Annotated in this window: 19 protein-coding genes; 3 read left to right on the top strand and 16 right to left on the bottom strand. The window is 53.9% G+C overall.

All coding sequences use genetic code 11. The features are described 5' to 3' along the window. Positions 1 to 21: 21 nt before the first annotated feature. From ACZ495_RS04890 to rdgC, 4 genes are read right to left on the bottom strand one after another with little or no spacing between them, the layout of a single operon-like run. Positions 22 to 858: an ABC transporter permease gene (locus ACZ495_RS04890; protein ID WP_012624844.1), complete on the bottom strand. Its 837-nt coding sequence runs from the start codon at positions 856 to 858 to the stop codon at positions 22 to 24. Beyond that, positions 858 to 1,892: an ABC transporter permease gene (locus ACZ495_RS04895; protein WP_012624843.1), complete on the bottom strand. Its 1,035-nt coding sequence runs from the start codon at positions 1,890 to 1,892 to the stop codon at positions 858 to 860. Before ACZ495_RS04895 ends, ACZ495_RS04890 begins: the two co-directional genes overlap by 1 nt. A gap of 10 nt (positions 1,893 to 1,902) precedes the next feature. Beyond that, positions 1,903 to 2,430, bottom strand: a complete 528-nt coding sequence (locus ACZ495_RS04900) for a hypothetical protein (protein ID WP_012624842.1) — start codon at positions 2,428 to 2,430, stop codon at positions 1,903 to 1,905. A gap of 19 nt (positions 2,431 to 2,449) precedes the next feature. Further along, entirely contained in the window at positions 2,450 to 3,073 is a 624-nt protein-coding gene (rdgC, locus tag ACZ495_RS04905) for a recombination-associated protein RdgC (protein ID WP_012624841.1), read from the bottom strand. 421 nt (positions 3,074 to 3,494) lie between these two features. On the opposite strand from rdgC, the gene ACZ495_RS04910 reads away from it, so the two are divergent. Beyond that, on the top strand, positions 3,495 to 4,226 hold the full coding sequence (locus ACZ495_RS04910; protein ID WP_464262747.1) for a pseudouridine synthase: 732 nt from the start codon (positions 3,495 to 3,497) through the stop codon (positions 4,224 to 4,226). Next, a complete protein-coding gene (locus tag ACZ495_RS04915; RefSeq protein ID WP_072311753.1) occupies positions 4,226 to 4,654 on the top strand; it encodes a DUF4019 domain-containing protein in 429 nt (142 codons plus the stop codon). Before ACZ495_RS04910 ends, ACZ495_RS04915 begins: the two co-directional genes overlap by 1 nt. Positions 4,655 to 4,794: 140 nt before the next feature. On the opposite strand, the gene pgm is transcribed toward ACZ495_RS04915, so the two are convergent. The 6 genes from pgm to efp all read right to left on the bottom strand — a co-directional run bounded on the left by pgm (position 4,795) and on the right by efp (position 13,628). Then, the gene (gene pgm, locus ACZ495_RS04920; protein ID WP_464262748.1) at positions 4,795 to 6,438 is read right to left on the bottom strand and encodes a phosphoglucomutase (alpha-D-glucose-1,6-bisphosphate-dependent); all 1,644 of its coding nucleotides are present in this window, start codon (positions 6,436 to 6,438) and stop codon (positions 4,795 to 4,797) included. Positions 6,439 to 6,599: 161 nt separating this feature from the next. After that, positions 6,600 to 8,027 (bottom strand): DegQ family serine endoprotease, encoded by a 1,428-nt coding sequence (locus tag ACZ495_RS04925; RefSeq protein WP_012624837.1) that lies wholly within the window; start codon positions 8,025 to 8,027, stop codon positions 6,600 to 6,602. A 14-nt stretch (positions 8,028 to 8,041) separates the two neighbouring features. Then, positions 8,042 to 9,511, bottom strand: a complete 1,470-nt coding sequence (locus ACZ495_RS04930; protein WP_464262749.1) for a 30S ribosomal protein S1 — start codon at positions 9,509 to 9,511, stop codon at positions 8,042 to 8,044. A 276-nt stretch (positions 9,512 to 9,787) separates the two neighbouring features. Further along, a complete protein-coding gene (gene lolA, locus ACZ495_RS04935; RefSeq protein ID WP_012624835.1) occupies positions 9,788 to 10,465 on the bottom strand; it encodes an outer membrane lipoprotein periplasmic chaperone LolA in 678 nt (225 codons plus the stop codon). A gap of 64 nt (positions 10,466 to 10,529) precedes the next feature. Next, a complete protein-coding gene (locus ACZ495_RS04940) occupies positions 10,530 to 12,977 on the bottom strand; it encodes a DNA translocase FtsK (RefSeq protein WP_464262750.1) in 2,448 nt (815 codons plus the stop codon). Positions 12,978 to 13,070: 93 nt separating this feature from the next. After that, complete coding sequence (gene efp, locus ACZ495_RS04945) at positions 13,071 to 13,628, bottom strand: elongation factor P (protein ID WP_012624833.1); 558 nt, start codon at positions 13,626 to 13,628, stop codon at positions 13,071 to 13,073. 188 nt (positions 13,629 to 13,816) lie between these two features. On the opposite strand from efp, the gene yihA reads away from it, so the two are divergent. Further along, entirely contained in the window at positions 13,817 to 14,422 is a 606-nt protein-coding gene (yihA, locus tag ACZ495_RS04950) for a ribosome biogenesis GTP-binding protein YihA/YsxC (protein ID WP_394027520.1), read from the top strand. A gap of 13 nt (positions 14,423 to 14,435) precedes the next feature. Here yihA and ACZ495_RS04955 read toward each other — a convergent pair whose 3' ends face one another. The 6 genes from ACZ495_RS04955 to fbp form a co-directional block, all read right to left on the bottom strand. Next, positions 14,436 to 15,902, bottom strand: a complete 1,467-nt coding sequence (locus ACZ495_RS04955) for a cation diffusion facilitator family transporter (protein WP_407844425.1) — start codon at positions 15,900 to 15,902, stop codon at positions 14,436 to 14,438. Positions 15,903 to 15,955: 53 nt separating this feature from the next. Then, positions 15,956 to 16,687: an outer membrane protein assembly factor BamD gene (locus ACZ495_RS04960; RefSeq protein WP_012624830.1), complete on the bottom strand. Its 732-nt coding sequence runs from the start codon at positions 16,685 to 16,687 to the stop codon at positions 15,956 to 15,958. Continuing rightward, positions 16,680 to 17,606 carry an NAD(P)/FAD-dependent oxidoreductase gene (locus ACZ495_RS04965; protein ID WP_072311747.1) on the bottom strand — a complete coding sequence of 309 codons (927 nt, stop codon included), beginning with the start codon at positions 17,604 to 17,606 and terminating at the stop codon, positions 16,680 to 16,682. Before ACZ495_RS04965 ends, ACZ495_RS04960 begins: the two co-directional genes overlap by 8 nt. Continuing rightward, on the bottom strand, positions 17,603 to 17,926 hold the full coding sequence (gene trxA, locus ACZ495_RS04970; RefSeq protein WP_012624828.1) for a thioredoxin: 324 nt from the start codon (positions 17,924 to 17,926) through the stop codon (positions 17,603 to 17,605). Before trxA ends, ACZ495_RS04965 begins: the two co-directional genes overlap by 4 nt. 138 nt (positions 17,927 to 18,064) lie before the next feature. Beyond that, positions 18,065 to 19,150 carry a tRNA (adenosine(37)-N6)-threonylcarbamoyltransferase complex transferase subunit TsaD gene (gene tsaD / locus ACZ495_RS04975; RefSeq protein ID WP_072311746.1) on the bottom strand — a complete coding sequence of 362 codons (1,086 nt, stop codon included), beginning with the start codon at positions 19,148 to 19,150 and terminating at the stop codon, positions 18,065 to 18,067. Between the two features lie 69 nt (positions 19,151 to 19,219). Further along, positions 19,220 to 20,233, bottom strand: a complete 1,014-nt coding sequence (gene fbp, locus ACZ495_RS04980; RefSeq protein WP_012624826.1) for a class 1 fructose-bisphosphatase — start codon at positions 20,231 to 20,233, stop codon at positions 19,220 to 19,222. Positions 20,234 to 20,250 lie beyond the last annotated feature (17 nt).

The following is a 20,250-nucleotide window of genomic DNA, read 5'->3' on the forward strand; positions in this document are numbered from 1 at the left end:
ATAAAGATGCCCCGGCATGGTTCAGCGCCGCAGCCTGGGATCGAAAATATCTCTCAAACTTTCACCAAGCAGGTTATAGCCGAGCACCGTCACAAGAATGGCCAATCCAGGATAAACCGACAGCCAAGGGGCGCTCTCGATCACGGCTTTACCTTCCATAAGCATATTGCCCCAGCTTGCCGTGGGTGGCTGCACACCAAGACCGAGAAAACTCAGGCTTGATTCCACAAGGATGGCTCCGGCTACACCAAGAGTAGCGGTTATAAGCACCGGCGCCAAGGCATTGGGTAAAATGTGATAAAAAAGTATTTTTTTTGTGGAACTTCCTGCCAGGCGAGCCGCATCCACAAATTCGCGTTCGCGCAAACTCAAAGCTTCAGCGCGAACGAGGCGCGTAACGCCCATCCATGAGGTAAGTCCAATGACGATCATGATATTTGTAAGATCGGGCTCAAGAAAGGCAATGACAGCTAGAATAAGAAAAAATGAGGGGAAACAGAGCATTATGTCAACGATACGCATGATTGTTTCATCCACCCACCGTCGAAAATACCCACTTATCAGGCCAAGCGTGGTGCCGATGCTGATGGAGATGCCCACAGCCACAAAGCCGACCCATAGAGACACCCGCCCGCCATAAAGCAGACGTGAAAAAACATCGCGACCGAGCCTGTCTGTTCCAAGCCAGAACCGGGAAGAGGGCGGTTCAAGAATGTTGTTCAGATGCAGCGTATCCGGATTATGCGGCGCGAGGGCCGGAGCCAGCAGGGCGGCCAGGGACATGCCAAGGACAATAAAAAGCCCGATCAGCAGCATGGCATGACGCCCAAGCGCATTTTTGACAGCGCGGGGAAGCATCAGGCGTTATCCTTTGCACTGCGTATACGCGGGTCAGCCAGGCCATAGCAGATGTCGGCCAGCAGATTGCCAAAGAGGGTAAGCACGGCCCCCAAAACAAGGTTGCCCATAATCATAGTGTAATCCCGGGCCATAACAGCTGCATAAAAGAGCTGACCGAGGCCGGGCAGGGCAAAAATGGACTCAATAATGACGCTGCCGCCGATGAGTCCAGGCACTGAAAGTCCCAGCAGGGTAATGACGGGCAATAGCGCATTGCGCAACGCGTGACGCCAGATAATGGCCTTTTCGCCAAGGCCCTTGGCCCGTGCCGTAAGGATATAATCCTGTTGAAGAACCTCCAGCATGCACGCCCGCATATAGCGTGACATGCCCGCAAGACCGCCCACGGTATAGACAAGTATGGGCAGAGCCAGATGTTTTGCCAGATCACAAAACTTTCCCCATAGGCTCAACTGCTCATAGTGCATGGATGTAAGGCCGGAGATGGGTAACCATTGCAACTCAATGCCAAACAGCAACATGAGCAGCAACGCAAGCCAGAATGAAGGCATGGCAAAGCCCAGAAAAACCAGCACGGTCACAGAGCGGTCCAGCAGAGAGTTGCGGCGGCAGGCCGAAATTATTCCCACCGGTATGGCAATGAGCAGAGTCAGCACCATGGCGGTGACATTCATGCCCACTGTGAGGGGCAGGCGCTCCATAATCTTGGTCAGTACGGGTCGTGAATCAGCAGACATGGAGTTGCCGAAGTCAAAATGCAGCAAGCGCAGCAGCCAGTCTGCATATTGGACGTGAAGCGGGCGGTCAAGTCCGTACAGCGCTTCAAGCCTTTGTCGGGCAGCCTCGCCTGCGAGGGGGTTGAGCGTTGTCTCCATATCCGTAGGAGACCCTGGAGCCAGATGAATGACCCAGAAGCTGATAAGCGTAATCCCCCACAGGACCAGCAACATCCACAACGTCTTGCGTGCGACGTTGGCAGCGATAGCGGTCAGCCGACCGTGACGGCGGGCATGTGAGGGCAGGGGAGGCATGAGCGGCTCTCTACTCGGTACGGGTCATCCACTGGCGCATGTCGTCCACTTCTTTCTGCCACTGTGGAGAAAGACGCAGAGCAAGAAAGCGCGCGTACAGCGCGTCCAGCAGATTGGTGCATATTTCCATCAGGTAAAATTTTTCAAGCAGCAGGGCGTCTGGATCGTCGTCACTGTCCCCTTTGTCGAGCTTGGGTGTTTTCAGGCTGTTAAGGCAAAAATCTTCTGCCTTGAGCGTTACCTGAAACGCCAGTTCTTCTTTTTCAAGCCGGATGAGCGCACGGCTGACCTTCTTGCCGGTTCCGAGTCCAAAGCGTGCCTCCCGCAAGGGAGAAAGCGAACCGGAAACGGAGGCTGTTTCCCGGGCGTCTCCTTCGCCCCCTTGTACCACTATCCGCTGTTCCATAGAAACAGAGAAAGGGGCGCCTTCCTTGTCGGTGAATGCGCCAGGGGCAGTGTCGCTCTGGTACCAAAGCCAGGTGAGAAATTCCTGACCAAGAATAATATCAGTAGACTCTCCAAGATAGGGCATATTCATGTGTACTGGCTCTCCACGGCTAGGACTGGGGGGCAAACTGCGTGGCCTCAAGCTGATCCAGGCGGATGAGGCTTTCTTCATCCAGCATGGAGGCCGCCAGGGTGTAAGGCGTCAGCTGCTCAAGGTGCAGTTCAAAGGTTTTAAGAAACTCTTCCATGAAAAGATCAATCATCTTGTTCTGGGTAGAGGCAAACCATATTTCGTTTCTGTCCGTAGCCCACAACACGTTGAACTCGCTGGGAATCGGCAGGAAGCGTGCGCGCAGGCGTAACATAACCTGTTCTTTCAGCTCCTTTTTGCGCTCACGGGAAATAAAGGTCTTGCCTTGCTCGTGCATCCGCTTTTTTTCATCGCGCAAGGCCACGGCCAGGTGCTTTTTTACCACTCCGGCGGGAATACGCCGCATATCAAGCCGTAGCGAAAAGACAAGATACGCGCCTTTTTGCGGCGGTGCGGTGAACCATTCAGAATCCAACATATCTTCAAAACAGACCCATCCCTGAGCCTGCATTTCCGGAATATCGTCAATGTCCCGAAAGGCGAACTGTTTAAGCTTGTCGGGTAGTTGCGGCCAGAGTTCAGCCGGAACCGGATCAAGGATGCGAAAGCGTGTAAAACTGCACGCACTGTTGGCAAAGCCCATGAAAACTCCTCGGTTGAAAACATGCGCCGTTGGGATGGCGTTGGTTTGTGTTGTACGTCAGAGCCGTCTTGTGAGCAAGTCCGCACAATGTCCCATAATGATAATTATGTAAACTTTTGTCTAAAAAGAGCGAAGTTACGATGTATTCTTGACCTCGCGCTTCTCTTCCCGCACCATACTTTTCAGCATACTCAAGGAGAACAAGGTGACGTCGCACAGTCGCTCACATCGGCCGTCAAAAGGCCATGCATCGCATTCTGGCAAAGAATTTTCCCGAGGCCCCCGCAAGGCAAACAAAACGGCAACCGTCGAAAAAAACGAACGCGTGTCCAGAACCGCAGGTTCTGGAGCGAACCTGAAAAATCCAGGCTCTTGTGTGCCCCATTCGCCACAGCCTGCGGCATTGTCAGATCCAGACCGCATGCGTTTGAACAAGGCCATTGCGGCATCGGGGCTATGCTCACGCAGAAAGGCGGACGAGCTGATTCTTTCTGGTCGTGTAACCGTCAACGGCATAGCTGAACCCAATCCCGCCCGTCAGGTCTCTCCGGAAGACGCCCTCGGCGTTGACGGCCGTCCGCTTACCGGAGCGCAGGACTTTTACTACCTCATGCTCAACAAGCCTGTTCAGGTGGTGTGCACTGTAAATGACCCTGAGGGGCGGCCTACGGTTATGGATTACCTGCCGAAAAACATGCGGGCGCTACGCCTCTACCCTGTCGGCCGTCTTGATTATTTTTCTGAAGGGTTACTATTGTTGACCAATGACGGCCAACTTGCTCAACGACTCACCCACCCCAGCCATCATCAGCCAAAAACATATGAAGTTTTGGTGCGTGGGGCTGTTTCTGACGCATCACTTGCCGCCATGCGGCATGGAATGCGTCTGGCTGAAGGCGAGGATCTTATGCCGGTGGAGGTTGAAGCTAGTTTTACCAAGGGGCGTACCCTGTTGCGCATGGTTTTGCATCAAGGGTTGAACCGCCAGATACGTCGTATGTGTCGCGATCTTGGCCTCACCATTCTTTATTTGAAACGCGTGTCACAAGGCCCGATTGAGCTGGGCGGCCTTGCAAGTGGCCGTGCACGGCAGCTGACAGCCGCTGAAATCAAGGTACTGAAAGAAAGTGTCTGCTTACAGGAGGTACATTGATGAAAAAACATTTTTCTGCTTTACTGTTGGTTGCGGCCATATTGACGGCTAACCTGGCCACGGGGGCTATTGCCTCTGGCAAGAAAATTGATGAACCCATGCAGGCGGCAATAACATGGCTTTCTCTGGCTGATGCCGTAAAGGCACAAGACAGATGGAATCAGGCGGCCGGAGCTTTTAAAGCCGGCATTGAACTGCAAGACTGGGAAACAACCTTGCCCAAGGCCCGGCAACCCTTGGGAGCAGTCAAACAACGAAAGCACCTTGCCACTGAAGCCACCACTGCCCTGCCTGGCGTTCCGGACGGGGAGTATGCCATCATGGGTTTTCAAACGGAATTTGCTAATAAAAAAAGCGCTACAGAAATTTTGGTACTTCAAAAAGAAGCAGATGGAGCATGGCGCACTGTTGGATATTTTATTCAATAGTTAAAATTAACTGCACAAAAATACACCTATATAAAATTTAAAATATATTCCAACCGGAAATACCATTTATATAAAAAGCTCTCCTAATGTAGAAAGAGATCTTTTTATATTACATATGCGCAAGGCTATGTTTTTCAGGCTCAGTCTTTCAGCAGTCGCTCCAGGAAATTCATGGCGTCCTTTTGTATGCCGCAAAGATGCTCTTCTCCCTTGAAACTTTCTGTATACACCTTGCATATGGGTTCTGTTCCCGAGGGGCGGACAGCAAACCAGCCATCTGCGCTGGAAATTTTAATACCCCCAATGGGAGCATCATTACCAGGCGCTCTGGTAATAATTTCTGTAACTGGCGAACCGCCAAGGCTGGCAATATCAGCGCTTTCCGGCGTTAAAGCCTTGAGCTTCGCGCGCACCTGATCATCGGCAGGGGCATCCAGCCGCTGATATATTGGGCAGCCCAAGCGTTCTGTAAGTTTTTCATACAGTTCAGCGGGGGAGGATTGCTCCACAGCCAACATTTCCGCTGCCAGCAGGCACATGAGAGGACCATCCTTATCGGTGCTCCATGGACTGCCATCAAAGCGCAGAAACGAAGCCCCGGCGCTTTCTTCACACCCCATTCCACAATGTCCGTTCAAAAGATAGGGTACGAACCACTTGAACCCCACAGGCACTTCTACCACCGGGCGGTTTGCTTCCTGCCCCACTCTGTCCAGCAGAGCACTGGTTACCAATGTCTTGCCAATGCCACTGGCAGATGACCATGAGCGGCGCGTACGGAACAAATACCATGCGGCTACAGACAGGAAGTGATTGGGGTTCATCAACCCCTGCCCCGTGACAATGCCGTGGCGGTCTGAATCGGGGTCGCAGGCAACGGCCAGATCAAAACGGTCACGCATCTCAAGAAGGCCATTCATGGCATAAGGCGAGGAGCAGTCCATACGGATTTTCCCGTCCTTATCAAAAGGCACAAAACGGAATGTGGGGTCCACGGCTTTATTCACCACAGTAATTTCAATCCCATAGGCGTCAGCTATGGGTTCCCACATTTGCAGGCTCGCTCCGCCAAGCGGATCAACGCCAAGTCGCAGGCCCGAGGCTGCGATGGCCTTTACATCCAGGACATTAGGCAAGTCATCCACATAGGTGCGGATAAAGTCGTATTCTTCCACCAGCGAAGAGGACTGCGCCGCCCGCAGGTGTGTGAGATGAACTCCGCGATTGCCGCTTTCAAGATAGGCATTGGCTCCTTTTTCTATCCTGTCGGTAACGTCGGTCTCTGCCGGCCCCCCGTGTGGGGGGTTGTACTTGAATCCGCCATCGCGAGGGGGGTTATGCGAGGGGGTAATAACGATACCATCGGCCAACCCCTTGGAGCGCCCTGCATTCCAACGCAATATGGCATGTGATATGGCGGGGGTGGCAGTGTAGATGCCACGTGGTGCAATGCGCACATGCACATCGTTGGCTACCAGAACTTCAAGGGCAGAACGAAAAGCCGCTTCAGACAGAGCGTGAGTATCACCGCCGAGAAAAAGAGGACCGTCAATGCCTTTGACCTTTCTATAGTCGCATACTGCCTGTGTAATGGCGTATATATGCTCTTCATTAAAGGTATGAAGCTGCGAAGAACCTCTATGCCCGGAAGTTCCGAAACTCACACGCTGGGCCGGAATTGCGGGATTGGGATATTCTGTAAAATAGGCGCTGACAAGCGCCGGGATATTTTCAAGATCTTCAGGCAGGGGCAATTGTCCGGCCCGGGCATGAACAACAGGCATGATGTACCTCCACTGTCTTGTTAATTACCATAAGATATTATGGATTGTCACGCCTGCGACATGACATTCAGACCAGATTATCTTTTACCTCCGCACAGAAAAGGGCTGCCCCAGAGGAGCAGCCCTTGCAGTCCTTGTTCTGCCAGAGTCAGCGATGTTTCTTATTTGCTCAAAGGAATTGTGCGGAAATACACGTCGCCGCGGCGCGAAATCTGCAGCATGATGGCCCCACGCTTTGCGCCCTCTTCATTAACAATTTTTGACAATGCCTCTGACGTATTCACAGGTTTGAGGTTTGCCTTGAGGATTACGTCACCGGGGCGCAAGTCAGCTTCGGCCGCAGGTTTGCTGGGGGTGACATCCACAATAAGCAGTCCTTCATTTTTATCAATCTTCATATCCCGGCGTTCGGTATCATTGAGAGGTCGCACAGCGATGCCAAGGAGGCCTTCGTTTTGTTTGGGACCGCCCTTTCCAGATGCAGAGGCCTGAGAAGTTGACTGACGCTCACCCAGGGTGACTGTAAGGTCAAGAACCTTTCCATCGCGCCATACCTTGATTACGGCTTTACTGCCGGGGGTCTTTTCAGCAATGGCACGCAGCAGGGCCGACGCGTCATCAATATCCTTTCCATCTACAGCCAGGATGATGTCGCCGTCTTTCATGCCGCCCTTGCCGGCAGGTTCATTTTCCATAACGCTGCCCACAAGCGCGCCCTTGGCGTCTTTCATGCCCAAGGCCTTTGCGGTATTTTCTTCAACATCCTGGATGGTAACGCCAATCCAGCCACGGCTGACTTTTTTGCCGCTTTTGATCTGATCAATGATCTTGGCAGCCATGTTGCTGGGTATTGCGAAACCAATGCCCTGCCCGCTGGCAATGATGGCCGTATTGATGCCTACCACCTGCCCCTGCATGTTCAGCAGAGGTCCGCCGCTGTTTCCGGGGTTGATGGAGGCATCAGTCTGAAGAAAGTTGTCAAAGGGACCGGCATGAATGTTGCGGTTTTTGGCCGACAGAATACCCGCGGTCACCGTGTGGTCCAAGCCAAAGGGATTGCCGATGGCCAGCAGCCACTCGCCCACCTTGAGTTCGTCGGAATTGCCGAAAACCAGAAAAGGCAGATTCTTTTTGGTTTCCACTTTCAGCAGAGCCAGGTCGGTTTCTTCATCAGCGCCGATAAGGGTCGCCGTGAAGGATTCGCTCTTGCCGTTCTCCTGATCCAGCGTTACGCGAATAACGTCAGCATCGGCCACCACATGGTTGTTGGTGACGATAAAGCCATCCGCCGATACCAGAAAACCGGAGCCGAGCGATTTTTGTCTGGACTGGGGGCGCTTGCCGTCCCGCTTGCCGCCGAACTGGTCAAAAAATTTTTCAAACCCAGGGGGCATATTACGGAACATCTCGCCAAAAAACTCTTCAGAGCCGCCGCTGGCAGCCATTTTTTCAGTGTTGATATTGACCACAGCGGGGCCGCTTTTGGCTGCCAGCTCGCTGAAATCCGGCAGGTTTCCTGCCTGGGCAAACTGCGCGGCAACGACAAAAGTCACTGCGAGCAGGCCCGAAAGGCATTTTTTTATAAACATGGAAAAACTCCTGGTTACTTGTTTTGCATTGCCTTATGCAAAGCTTGTGCCAAAGTGTTCATTCCGGTGTTTGCAGAACCGCTCCCCTTGCTGGCATGCTGCTTCCATGCCTTATCGTCTGCACTGAATGAAGCTTCACTTCCTTCAGGGGCAAGACTGATACGCCGAGCGGCAGTATCCAGATTTTGTACTACAAGAGTTACGCTGTCGCCCTTGTCCAATTTGCTGTACTGGCCTGCGTTTTTGGCATTCTTGATGATGCCCGCAGGCAAAAGGCCGGTGATGCCGGGAGCAAGCGTAATGAAAAGCCCGTAGGTGCTGCGCCCTTCCACTATGCCCTGAACGATGCTTCCGGGTGCAAACTGCTGCGCGGCATCCTGCCAGGGATCTCCTTCGGCATCGCGCAGGCTCAAAGAAATGCGACGCGAATCAGCATTGATTTCTTTGATTTTTACCGCGACGATATCTCCAACCTGAAGAATTTCTTCAGGTTTGTTGACGCGCTTTGTCCAGGATAGTTCAGAAATATGCACCAAACCTTCAATGCCAGGCAAAATTTCCACAAAGGCGCCAAAGGGGGCAAGGCGTACAACTTTGCCCTGTACCACAGCGCCGTTTTCAAGACGCTGAGTTACATCCTGCCACGGATCGCCCTCTGCCTGCTTACGGGAAAGGGCAATGCGGACCTGCCCCTTGTCGCTTTTGCTGATCGACAGCACTTTGGCCCGTACGGTATCGCCCAGAGAAACGGCCTCATCCGGCGCGCCTACGCGCGACCATGACAACTCGGAAAGATGTATCATCCCTTCTACGGCTGTATCCAGCTCCATAAATGCACCGAAGGGAGCAAACCGGGATATTTTTCCTTCAACGGTATCGCCCACGCCAAGTTTCTCAAGTAAAGCTTCAAGTTGCTCCTGCCGTTCGCGGTCAAGCAGCGCGCGGCGAGAAACAACAATATTACGCCCTCTGTTTTCAACTCTGATGACGAGGAACTGCAGGGTGCGGCCTGTGAGGGTCTCGGCATCTTCAGCAGAGGCAAGGCCTATCTGGCTGCCGGGACAGAAAGCAGTTTTCCCCAGAACTTCAACGGTGTACCCACCCTTGCAGGAACCGGCAATGCGTCCGTCCACAGGCAGGGCTGCATCGCGGGCTTCTTCAAGCGCAGCCACACCGCTGCCGCTCATAGAGCGGGAGAGGCGGATTTCTTGTGCAGAAACGCCGATAACCCACGCCTCTACAGGCTCACCGGGGGCAGTAGTTTCCTTGCCGTCAGCATCAAGAATATCCTTACGCTCCATGATGCCGTCAACCTTGATGCCCACATCGACAAAAACGCTGTCGCCGGTGATGGCAATAACTGTACCGGTAACCTTCTGACCCGCCTGAAGGCGATGTCCGGAAGTTTCATGGGCCGCCAGCATGGCGGCAAAGTCTTCAACGCCTTCCTCCTGCATGGAGGTCGCGGATTTTTCCTCGGTCATTTTTCCTGCTCCTTCAAGCTGGGCTGATTGCTCAAGTCGGTTATATTACTTTATGCGCTTGCAGAAAACAATGATGCTGCATCGGCTCTCGCGCATATTTGTTAAATATTTTAGGCAGTAAAAATATTTCCTTGCCTGCATTACCTATGTGTAGAGTTTGTCAGGTTTATAAAATTTCCCCACGCTACGTCACTCAAAAATCAGGGGAAGAAAAGCCGTGACGCATTTTGCGTCACGGCTTGATCAGTTCCTCTTGATTATCCGCTTTTTCCGGCGTTACCGAAACAATTCTTTTTCGGGTACGGCACTATCAATGCGATCTTCAACATCCACGCCCTTAGGCGGTGTAAAGCTGAATTCAGAAGCTTTGATGCTGACGTCCGGAGAAAAGCGATTAAAGCGCACTTCATTACTGTTGCCGTAAAAATCCAGGATGCTGGCCCGCCGGATATATCCGGTGTCAGGCTCCACCCAGATAACGGCTTCCACCATTTGTGGCGCCGGTTCCTTGGGGAAAAGGCGCAGTTTGGAGAGGCCATCCTCCCTGCCCTCGGCTTTTACGTCGAAGTCTTTAGTAAGCGCGGCCTGCCCCGTAATAACTTGAATAATACTGCGTGAATCCTGAACCAGGCTTGGCGGATAACGGTAGGCGACTTCTTCTTCCGGAATATAGTTCCAGATTTCTTTTCCTGTCACAACAAGCGTTTCTTCATGTGGGGTTACCGTTTGCCAGCGGATGAGCAGAGGTTTTTTAAAAAGCAGCTTGCCTTGCCTTTTTTCTACAGCGCCGCTTTCTTTATGTGTAAGGGTCTGGTCGAAGTCAGCAGCAAAGGAACCAAGCTTTTCATAACGCGCCTGGATGGCCGCAGCCATATCAGTATTCTGTGCCGTTGCAAATGAAGTCATAATGAGACACAGGGCCATTGCGGCGATAGCCGCGCGCAACATACGCATACAACCTCCACGGCCCGGTGGGGCCTCTGACAGAAAAATCAATCTCAAAAAAAATCTGCTCAGGTTATTTGACCACCGCGCGGGGCTTGCTGCCGTCTGCCGGGCCAATGATACCGTCATGTTCCAATTGTTCAATCAGGCGTGCCGCACGGTTAAAGCCAATTTTAAAGCGGCGCTGCACAAGAGAAATTGATGCCCTGCCCTGTTCGCTTACGAAAGCCTGAACCTCGCCATACAGGGGGTCCTGAGCCGCATCCCCCCCCCCGCTGCCGTTGCCGGCAACGGCAGCATCAATTCCCCACTGGGCAAAGTCGATCTTGTAGGATGGGCTTAACTGGCGCTTCCAGTGATTTACCACGCTCTGCACTTCTTCATCACTAAGGAACGGACCGTGCAGGCGCTGCAGTCTTCCCCCGCTGGGCTTGAACAGCATATCGCCCCGGCCAAGCAGATGTTCGGCCCCTACCTGGTCAAGAATGGTGCGCGAGTCATGCTTGGAAGTGACCTGGAATGAAATACGGCAAGGAAAGTTGGCTTTGATGAGGCCGGTGACCACGTCCACGCTGGGCCTCTGTGTGGCCAGAATCATATGAATTCCGGCCGCGCGCGCCAGCTGTGCCAAGCGCACAATACTTGTTTCGACCTCGCGGGCCGCAGTCATCATGAGGTCGGCCAGTTCGTCAATCACAATAACAAGATAGGGCAATGGTTCCAGATCGGAGAAATCCGGCGGCAGGCCATCCTTGTACGCAGCCAGTTTTTGATTAAATCCTGCAACATTGCGCACCCCCAGACGAGCCATGGCGGCATAACGCCGATCCATTTCATGCACGGCCCAGTCCAGAGCATTTTTGGCTTCATTCATCTCCGTGACCACCGGGTGCACCAGGTGCGGAGCGTCGGCATACACAGCCATTTCAATGCGCTTGGGGTCTATAAGCAGCAGCTGCATATCCTGCGGCTGGGTGCGGTACAGCAGGCTGACGAGAATGCCGTTCAGGCAAACACTCTTGCCCGCTCCCGTGGCTCCGGCCACAAGAAGGTGCGGCATGCGTGCCAGATCTGCCATAAACGGCTTGCCCGCAATATCCTTGCCAAGAATCATTGTCAGCGGACCGTAGCCGTTACGAAACGCTTCGGAAGCGGCCAGTTCACGAAAATTGACAGTTTCGCGTTGCTCGTTGGGAATTTCTATCCCCACGGTGTCAGAGCCGGGAATGGGTGCTTGAATACGGATGGCCACGGCCTTGAGAGCAAGGGCGAGGTCATCGCTCAGGTTGGCGATACGGCTTACGCGAATGCCGGGAGCCGGACGCACCGCATACATAGTGACCACGGGGCCGGGAGTGATGCGCACAAGCTCACTCTGGATATCAAAATCATTAAGACAAGCCATGAGCGCCTGGCCTCTGGCCTGAATATCTTCACGGCTGAGTCCACCACTTTTGGCAGAAGGAGGGGCCAGCAGGTCAAGTCCCGGCAATGGGGGGGCCGCTTTTTTACGAAATGCCGAAGCAACCATACCGCCCAGGCCGCTTTTTTTAGCAGGCCCGGCCTCGCCAGGAGAAGTGGCAGGAGTAACCGTTCCTGGTGCTGCATCGGCAGTTGCTACGGCGGAACTTTTCCGCACGGGCGGCATGGATTCATCCGACACTGCCCCCTCCTGCTCCACCAACGGCTGGCCGCTCAGGTCCTGGGCCACGGCGAAGGGGTCGTCCCCCGCATCAGCAGGAACAAGAGGAGCCGTAGATTCTGCGCCCCCTGGATCCACAGTTTTTTCTTCATAAACTTCAGGCAGGGAGTCCGCTGTGGGATGAATGTCCCCCAGGCGATCGCGCCAGCGGGATAAAAAACTCCAAATGGGCCAGGACAGCCGGAAACGGGCAGGTTGCTTTTCTTCGCTTTCCGCAGTGACGGCTTCCGACGTATGCCGCACTATTTCAGGCAAGACTTGCTCACGAGCGGCAGACTTGTCTGACGCTGAAGCATTTTTGCCAGATTTTTTTGTTTTTTCATTTTGTCCGGCTTCTGTGGACGCAAACCTTGCCTCAAGCTTGCCACGCAACCAGTGGGCAAACCGACCGGCCAGGGTAAACCATGAGATATTCCAGGCAAGCTGAAGCCCGGCCAGGAAGACAAAAAACCACACAAGGGCAGAACCGCCCGGACTGAGATAGCGGCTGGCATTGCTGTGCAAAGCATTGCCGACCATGCCGCCGCCCCAGATGTCGCCGATGGAAAAATCCCAGGCCGCCCCAGCAACAAGCAAACAGATGGTAAGCAGAAAAAAGCCGCACCAGCGCCACCAGTGCATGCCATAGGCAGGAGAGACGTAGGCCGCCCCCAATGCGCCGAAAACCAGCGGACAGAGGAAGGCGGCCACGCCAAACACGTCGTTGAGGAATCCCGCGGTATACGCGCCAAAAAGGCCAGCCTTGTTATGCACTTCGACAGTGCCACTGACCACATGGTTGAGGCTGGGGTCATTGGCGTCAAAACTGAGCAGACTCAATAAAAGCAGCAGTGCCCAGAAGAGCAGAAAAAGGCCAAGAAGTTCGCGGCTGAATTTATGGGCGTCCGTAGGGCTACCCTCCCGAACCGGGCATTATTCCCGGCCCAGGTATTCCTTGGAGCGGGTGTCCACTTTAATGCGGTCACCTTCGTTAACAAAAATGGGAACCTGAACAACAAGGCCGGTTTCGAGTTTGGCGGGCTTGGTGACGTTGCTCACTGTGTCCCCCTTGGCGCCGGGTTCGGTCTCAACAACAGCCAGCACCATGCTTACGGGAATATCAATGTCCAGCGGATTCCCCTTGTACAGCAGCACCCGGCACTCCTGGCCATCCTTCAGGAAGCCTTCTTTGCCATCGGTGGTCGAGACGGGCATTTGCAGCTGCTCGTAGGTAGTCATGTCCATAAAGATGAGGTCATCATCCTGACGATACAAAAACTGCATGTCGCGCGTTTCCAGGTCAGGCTTGTTCACCTTTTCGCCGGAACGAAAAGTAATGTCCTGCATACGCCCGGTGAGAATATTGCGCAATTTGGTGCGCACCATAGCACCGCCCTTGCCGGGCTTGAAGTGCTGAAAGTCCACAATTTCGTAAGGGATACCTTCGACTTCGATTTTAAGACCCTTGCGAAAATCAGTGGTAGAATACATAGTTACCTCCTACTTGTCGCCGCAAACCGGCATAAACTGGCAGTCAGGCCGGTCATTTGCCAACAGGGGCAAGAGCGGCTACCTTGTGCGGAAGTGTTTTGAAGGAAATCACGTTTCCGAACTGTAAATACTTGCCGAAAGTCAAGCCGTTGTCAAGACCAACACTTCAAGTATCACATGAGGTTTTTATGGCCATCAGCCTTACCCTGGAAAGCACCGCCTACACGCTGGATCAACTAACGGCGCACCCCGAAGCCCAGATAGCCCTGGCCGGGCGCTCAAATGTGGGTAAATCTTCCCTGGTCAACGCGCTGGCCGGCAGAAAAAAGTTGGCCAAAGTCAGTTCCACCCCGGGAAAAACACGGTCCGTCAACTTTTACCTAGTGGAGCCGTTACGCTTTTACCTTGTAGACCTGCCTGGCTATGGCTATGCCCGTGCAAGCCACAGCGAAAGAGAAAAATGGGCAAAACTGCTGGAGCGCTATCTCACGGAATGCGCCAGCCTGAAGGCTCTGGCCCTTTTGCTGGACTGCCGGCTTCCTCCGCAACAGCTCGACCTCAACCTGGCGTCCTTTGCCCAGGCTCATGGGCTGCCCTTGGTTCCCATACTGACCAAGGCCGACAAGTGCAACCAGCGTGAGCGCGCGGCAAAACAGAAAGAATGGCAAAACATCGTTGGGATTTGCCCGGTACTGACCTCCTCCAGCAGCCGTCTGGGCATTGATCGCCTGTGGCAGGAACTGGCCCGGGCCGCCGGAGTTACCATAATACCATCGGCAGAAAATGCACAGTAGGCAGATGGTCGCCCTATATGACGCTACCCTGCTCCCTCTGGGGGCGTGCTCCCGGCTCCATATGAATAATGATACGGCCCAACTGCGGGGCGCTCAGACGTAATTGTTTTTCCAGGCGCATGCATACGGTATGCGCCTCTTCAACGCTCAACGTGGCGTCCACATCGCAGTGGAAAGAAATGCAAACGCCCTGCTCCGGCAATTCGTAGGTCGAAAACTTGTGCGGGTTACAGGCCAACGGCTCTTTTGCAAGCACAGCTTCTATTTCACGCCAAACCATCTCGGCATACGGTACCGATACAGAAGCCCCATACGCCAGCGCGTAAGCAGTGCCCACCGGCTCAAGATGACTCACAACCTCGCTGCCGGGCATGGTTTTGCGCAGATCGTCTTCAAAATCCACCACCCGGCCATATGCCTGCACAAAGGGCATCCTGCCGGGAAGCTCTACATGCAATTCAACAAAACAGTTACCGGCCGAACGCAGGATGTGCACGTTATGCACAGCCAGGGCATGCTTCCAGGCGGTGTGCTGCACCTGCACGAATGGATCACAGTGTTTGTCATCCGCGGCACTATGCGGCTCTACATGGACGGTAACGTCCGCGCCTTCCAGCACTGAAGCCACGGCCTCTTCCGCCTCATGGGCCAGCTTATGCCCTTCGCTGACCTGTATGCCCGGCTCTACCCCTACAGTCAGATCCACAAAACTGGTGGGACCGCTGGTGCGCAGGCGCACATCGCGAACATTCGTAATGCCAGGCACCCGGCCGACAACCTTTATAATGGCCTGCTGCTCGCGCATGGAGCCGGAGTCCATAAGGATATCGACAGCCTGACGAGCCATGCGAATGCTGGCGCGAAAAATGATAACGGCGACAAGCAGGGCGGCTACCGTATCAGCCTGAACCAGTACCGCATGCATCGGCCCCGGAACATTGAGGGCAGAAGCCAGCCATACGGCAAGAACACCAACAAGAACCACCGCTGAAGAAAGAATATCAGTGGAAAAGTGTAATGCATCAGCCTCAAGCGCTTGGCTTTTATATTTTTTTGCCACACGGCGCAGCACGCGGACCCTGTTGACATCAATAACGATAGAAAGAGCCATAACCCCAACGCCCCACAAAGAAGGCGTTACGGGGCTTGCACCAGCCAAGAGGCGCTGCACGCCTTCGTGGACGACCCAAAAACAGGTCAAAAACAGCAACAGCGTCTGGGCCAGCGCCGAAAGGTTTTCTATCTTGCCGTGACCGTAGGGATGTCGCGCGTCTGCGGGTCTGGATGCCACACGCACGGCAGCAAGAGTCATGGCTGCCGCCAGCAAATCAAGGCCACTGTGAAGTGCTTCAGACAAAATGCCCAGGCTGTTTGTGTGCAGCCCTACAGCAAGCTTGACGGCAGTAAGGGCAAAGGCCGCCCACAATGATGTAAGCGCCGCACGATTTTTTTCAGCACTGGCTTCCAGCGAACTGGACATAACAGACCCCACGAGTAAAAAAAGCCCCCGGAGGGGCTTTTATCTTTAAGTTCCTATAGCCATTTGAACCATTCACGCCAGGACCCTTGACGTTTCTGCCGTGTCTCCTTGGCCTGCTCTTCCTTGTAGTAATGGTAGGCGGCAAGGCTTTTTTCTTTGGCATGCTCAGCCACTTCCGGCACGTCCTGGAAATTCTTTACGATAAATTCGTAGCGATGCCAGGCCGGGCCGTATTTTTTCATATGCCAGAACACGTCCGCAATATAAAGCTCGTGCTCCGCCATAAGTTTCCGGCAGGTTATCATGTGCTCTTCCGCGCCCTTGGCATAGGGAGAATCCGGATACATCTGGTGCAGACGATTGAAATAATCGTATGCTTCCTGCAATTCCGTTGTCGCCCTGTCAATGGAACGGAACTGTTTCAGCAGGGACATGCCCGTTTGATACAGCACGTAAGGGATGGCCTCATGCCTGGGATGCAATGATTCAAAATCTTTGTAACTTTCAGAAGCGAGTTCATATTCCTCGTCAAGGAAATACGCATCGCCCAAAGAAAGTTCAGCATCAATGGTATAAGGGCTGAAGGGATAGGTATCGCGCAGTTTATTGTATAGCTCCACTGCCCGCACATAGTTTTTTTCACTCATGGCGTCGTTGGCGGCCTCAAAAATTTCCTGCGCAGTGTCTTCGGCAGGCGGCAGGTATATCATATCAATAATACCGCAGCCGGAAGCCATGAGCATGCTCATGACAAGCAAGATGGAGCGTAACAATTTTTTATGCATGGAGCTGTTCCAGAAAGACAAATGCCGCTTGAGCGGCGGTTGCGCCATCGCCGGCGGCAGTGATGACCTGGCGGCAAAGCTTTGAGCGTATGTCTCCGGCGGCAAAAATGCCGGGAATACTGGTACGCATTTCAGTATCTGTCACGATAAAGCCCTGCTCATCAAGCACGATGCCCTGCGGCAGAAAGTCCGTTACCGGAGCAAAGCCCACATAAACGAACAGCCCGTCAACAGGCAGCAGTTCTTCCTGGCCGCTCAAGAGGTTTTTTACGGTCAGTCCGGTTAAAAAATCCTCACCATGCAGTTTCGTAATAGTCGAGCTGCGTATGATGTTGACCTTGTCCGGCATGCTTTCGAGCCTGTCTTCGTATACCTTGAGACCCCGGAAACTGTCACGCCGATGGATGAGATGAAGCTTGCCTACTATTTTGGTAAGATAGAGGCTTTCTTCCATTGCGGCGTTGCCGCCACCCACCACGGCCACAGTCTGGTTGCGATAAAAATTACCGTCGCAAAGTGCGCAGTAGGAAACTCCTTTGCCACGCAACCTGTCTTCATCTTCAAGGCCCAACTGACGGTGCTTGGCCCCCGAGCATACCAGCACGGTCTTGCACGTATGCTCCCCATCAGAAGTGCGCACAGTAAACCGGCCCGCCGAGCCGGTAATGGATTCAACAACGGTGGCGGGCCTGTCTACTGCCAAACCATCAAGATGCGCGGCGAAGAGGTCGGCAAGTTCATAGCCCTTGATGCCCTTGGGAAAGCCCGGGTAGTTCTCCAGCGCTTCGGTTTGCAGCAACTGCCCCCCGGAGGTCAAACGCTCCGGCATAAGAACGCTGCAACCGGACCGCGCCAGATACAGGGCTGCGGTAACGCCGGCGGGGCCGCCACCGATCACAACGGCATCGTATGCTTTCATGCCAGCGCCTTGGTATCAAGCAGATCTTTCATGGCAGCCTTGGTCACAGCGCCGGTGATCTGCTCGACAGTTTCGCCGTTTTTGAAAAGGACGAGGGTGGGGATAGCACGTATGCCGAATTTTGTGGGAGTGGCAGGATTTTCATCCACGTTCATCTTTACGATGCGCACTTTGCCTGCATATTCGGTGGCAAGTTCGTCAATGATAGGGCCAACAGCGCGGCAGGGGCCGCACCAGGGTGCCCAAAAGTCAAGCAGAACCGGCAGATCGGACTTGAGGACAACACTTTCAAAGGTGGCGTCAGTGACCTGTTCAGCCATAACTATCTCCTTAGGTTTATGTTGCGCACTGCATGCCGAAAGGGCGCAGAGGCGGAAAACCGAAGCTTCGGGATATGGATTCCGAGGCCTCTGTATTGAGCAAGAGTAGTTTCCAAAGACCTGACTGTCAAGACAATCTCATGTTTCTGACAGGTCTTCAGCGTATTCCCGGCAGCGCCTCATATCGTCAGGCAGGGCGCGCCCGCGGGGTACGGTTTCCATGTTTAATTGGTGGTAATATCCTTCTTTTCCGAGCAACCAGCCCGCATAGGCAATCATGGCCGCATTGTCCGTGCATAAATGCGGGCCGGGAATGATGGCCTGACCGCCTCTGCGCTCCATCAGTTCCGTAACGCGCTGGCGCAACAACGAGTTGCAGGCAACGCCGCCCGCAAGAATCAAATATTTCAACTGCGGATTTCTGTCCAGCGCTCTCGTAGCCTTTGTGCAAAGGGTATCCACCACGGCCAGATTAAAGGCGGCGCAACAATCTTTCAGATCTTGCGGCGCGTCCGCCGTCGAACCCAAAGGGCGCGGCCATGTCATGCCCGCAAAATGTTGTTGTACATAGGTACTGGCGGCAGTTTTCAATCCGCTGAAGCTGAAATCCAGGTTGTCATTGTCCAGATAGGGACGTGGAAAGGCAATTCCATCCGCCCGCCCTTCTCCGGCAAGAGCGTCCATAAGGCGTCCTCCTGGATAGGCCAGGCCAAGCACCTTACCGACCTTGTCAAAGGCCTCTCCCGCCGCGTCATCCAAGGTGCGCCCAAGGGGCAGACAGTTCCACGGGGTTTCCATGCGATACAGGTGCGTATGCCCGCCGGAAACCAGCAGTCCCAAAGCCGGAAACTTCAAAGGTTGCTCCAGCCCGGCTGCCAGTAGATGCGCCTGTAAATGATTGACACCGAGAAAACGTGCCCCCAGACTGAAAGCAAGCCCCTTGGCAAAGGCCACACCCACCAGCAGACTGCCAAGCAGCCCCGGCCCACGCGCGACAGCTACAAGGTCGATTTCTTCATTACTCTTGTCGCTACGCCGCATCAATTCGTCAAACAGGGGGCCGATATAACGATAATGCTCGCGGGATGCCAGCTCGGGCACAACACCGCCAAACAGTGCGTGCATATCAGCCTGGGTGGACAATACAGAATGCAGCAGGCGGCCATCTTCCACCAAGGCCAGCGCGGTTTCGTCACAGGAACTTTCAATGCCAAGGCAAAGCATATGGTCTCTCTTTCAACAAAAAACAGGAGCCGCGCCGAACGCGGCCCCAGAATTACGTACGATTTGCTGTCAGGCTATCAAACCGGCATACTTGGCATAAATGTTTTCAACAGCTTCCACATCTTTGGCGGAGCCGATGAATAAAGGCGTACGTGCATGCAAGTGCTCGGGAACCCTTTCAAGAATGCGGCCCCTGCCGTCACTTGCCTTGCCCCCGGCCTGCTCCGCAAGAAAAGCCAAGGGGGCAGCCTCGCACATAAGACGCAGTTTGCCGTTGGGTTTTTTGGCATCCGATGGGTACATATAAATGCCGCCGTTGATCAACGTGCGATGAAAATCCGCAACAAGAGCACCGACATACCGGGAGGAATACGGCTTTCCGTCTGAAGTTTCACAGCCGTGAAACCAGTTTACAGCCTCGCGGGCAGGGGCATCCCAATTCTTCCAGTTCCCCTCATTTACCGAATAGATGTACCCCTGCTCGGGGATGCACATGTTGGGATGGGAAAGCAAAAATTCTCCCACTCCGGGGTCAAGGGTGAAGCCATGAACTCCTTGCCCCGTGCTGAGTACAAGCATGGTGGAGGGACCATATAAAATATAACCTGCCGCCACTTGCCTGTTGCCCGGCTGCAGCACCTCATCCAGCGTCACTTCGCCTGAATGCCCATCGGGACGACGTAAAATCGAAAAAATTGTTCCAACATTGATGTTAACATCAATGTTGGAAGAACCGTCCAGTGGATCAAAAATCAAGATATAGTCGCCACGGGGAAATTCCGGGCTGACGCGTATCAGGTCGGCCTCTTCTTCCGAACTCATGGCACACAGGGCGCCACACCGCTCCATGCGGTAGAGCATGATGCGATTGGCGATTGTATCCATTTTCTGAACATTCTCGCCTTGAACGTTAACTTCGCCTGTACCGCCGAGAATATCCAACAACCCCGCCTTGTTAATGCGGCGGGAGATACTTTTGCCGGAAAGGATAAGGTCGTACAGCAAGCCGGTAAATTGCCCCGTGGCCTGCGGGGTGCGCTTTTGATGCAGCAGCAGATGTTCCGTGACCGTGATATCAGCCATGCAGGCCTCCTGCAAAA

The organism is Desulfovibrio sp. GTC20076 (genome assembly GCF_055385905.1).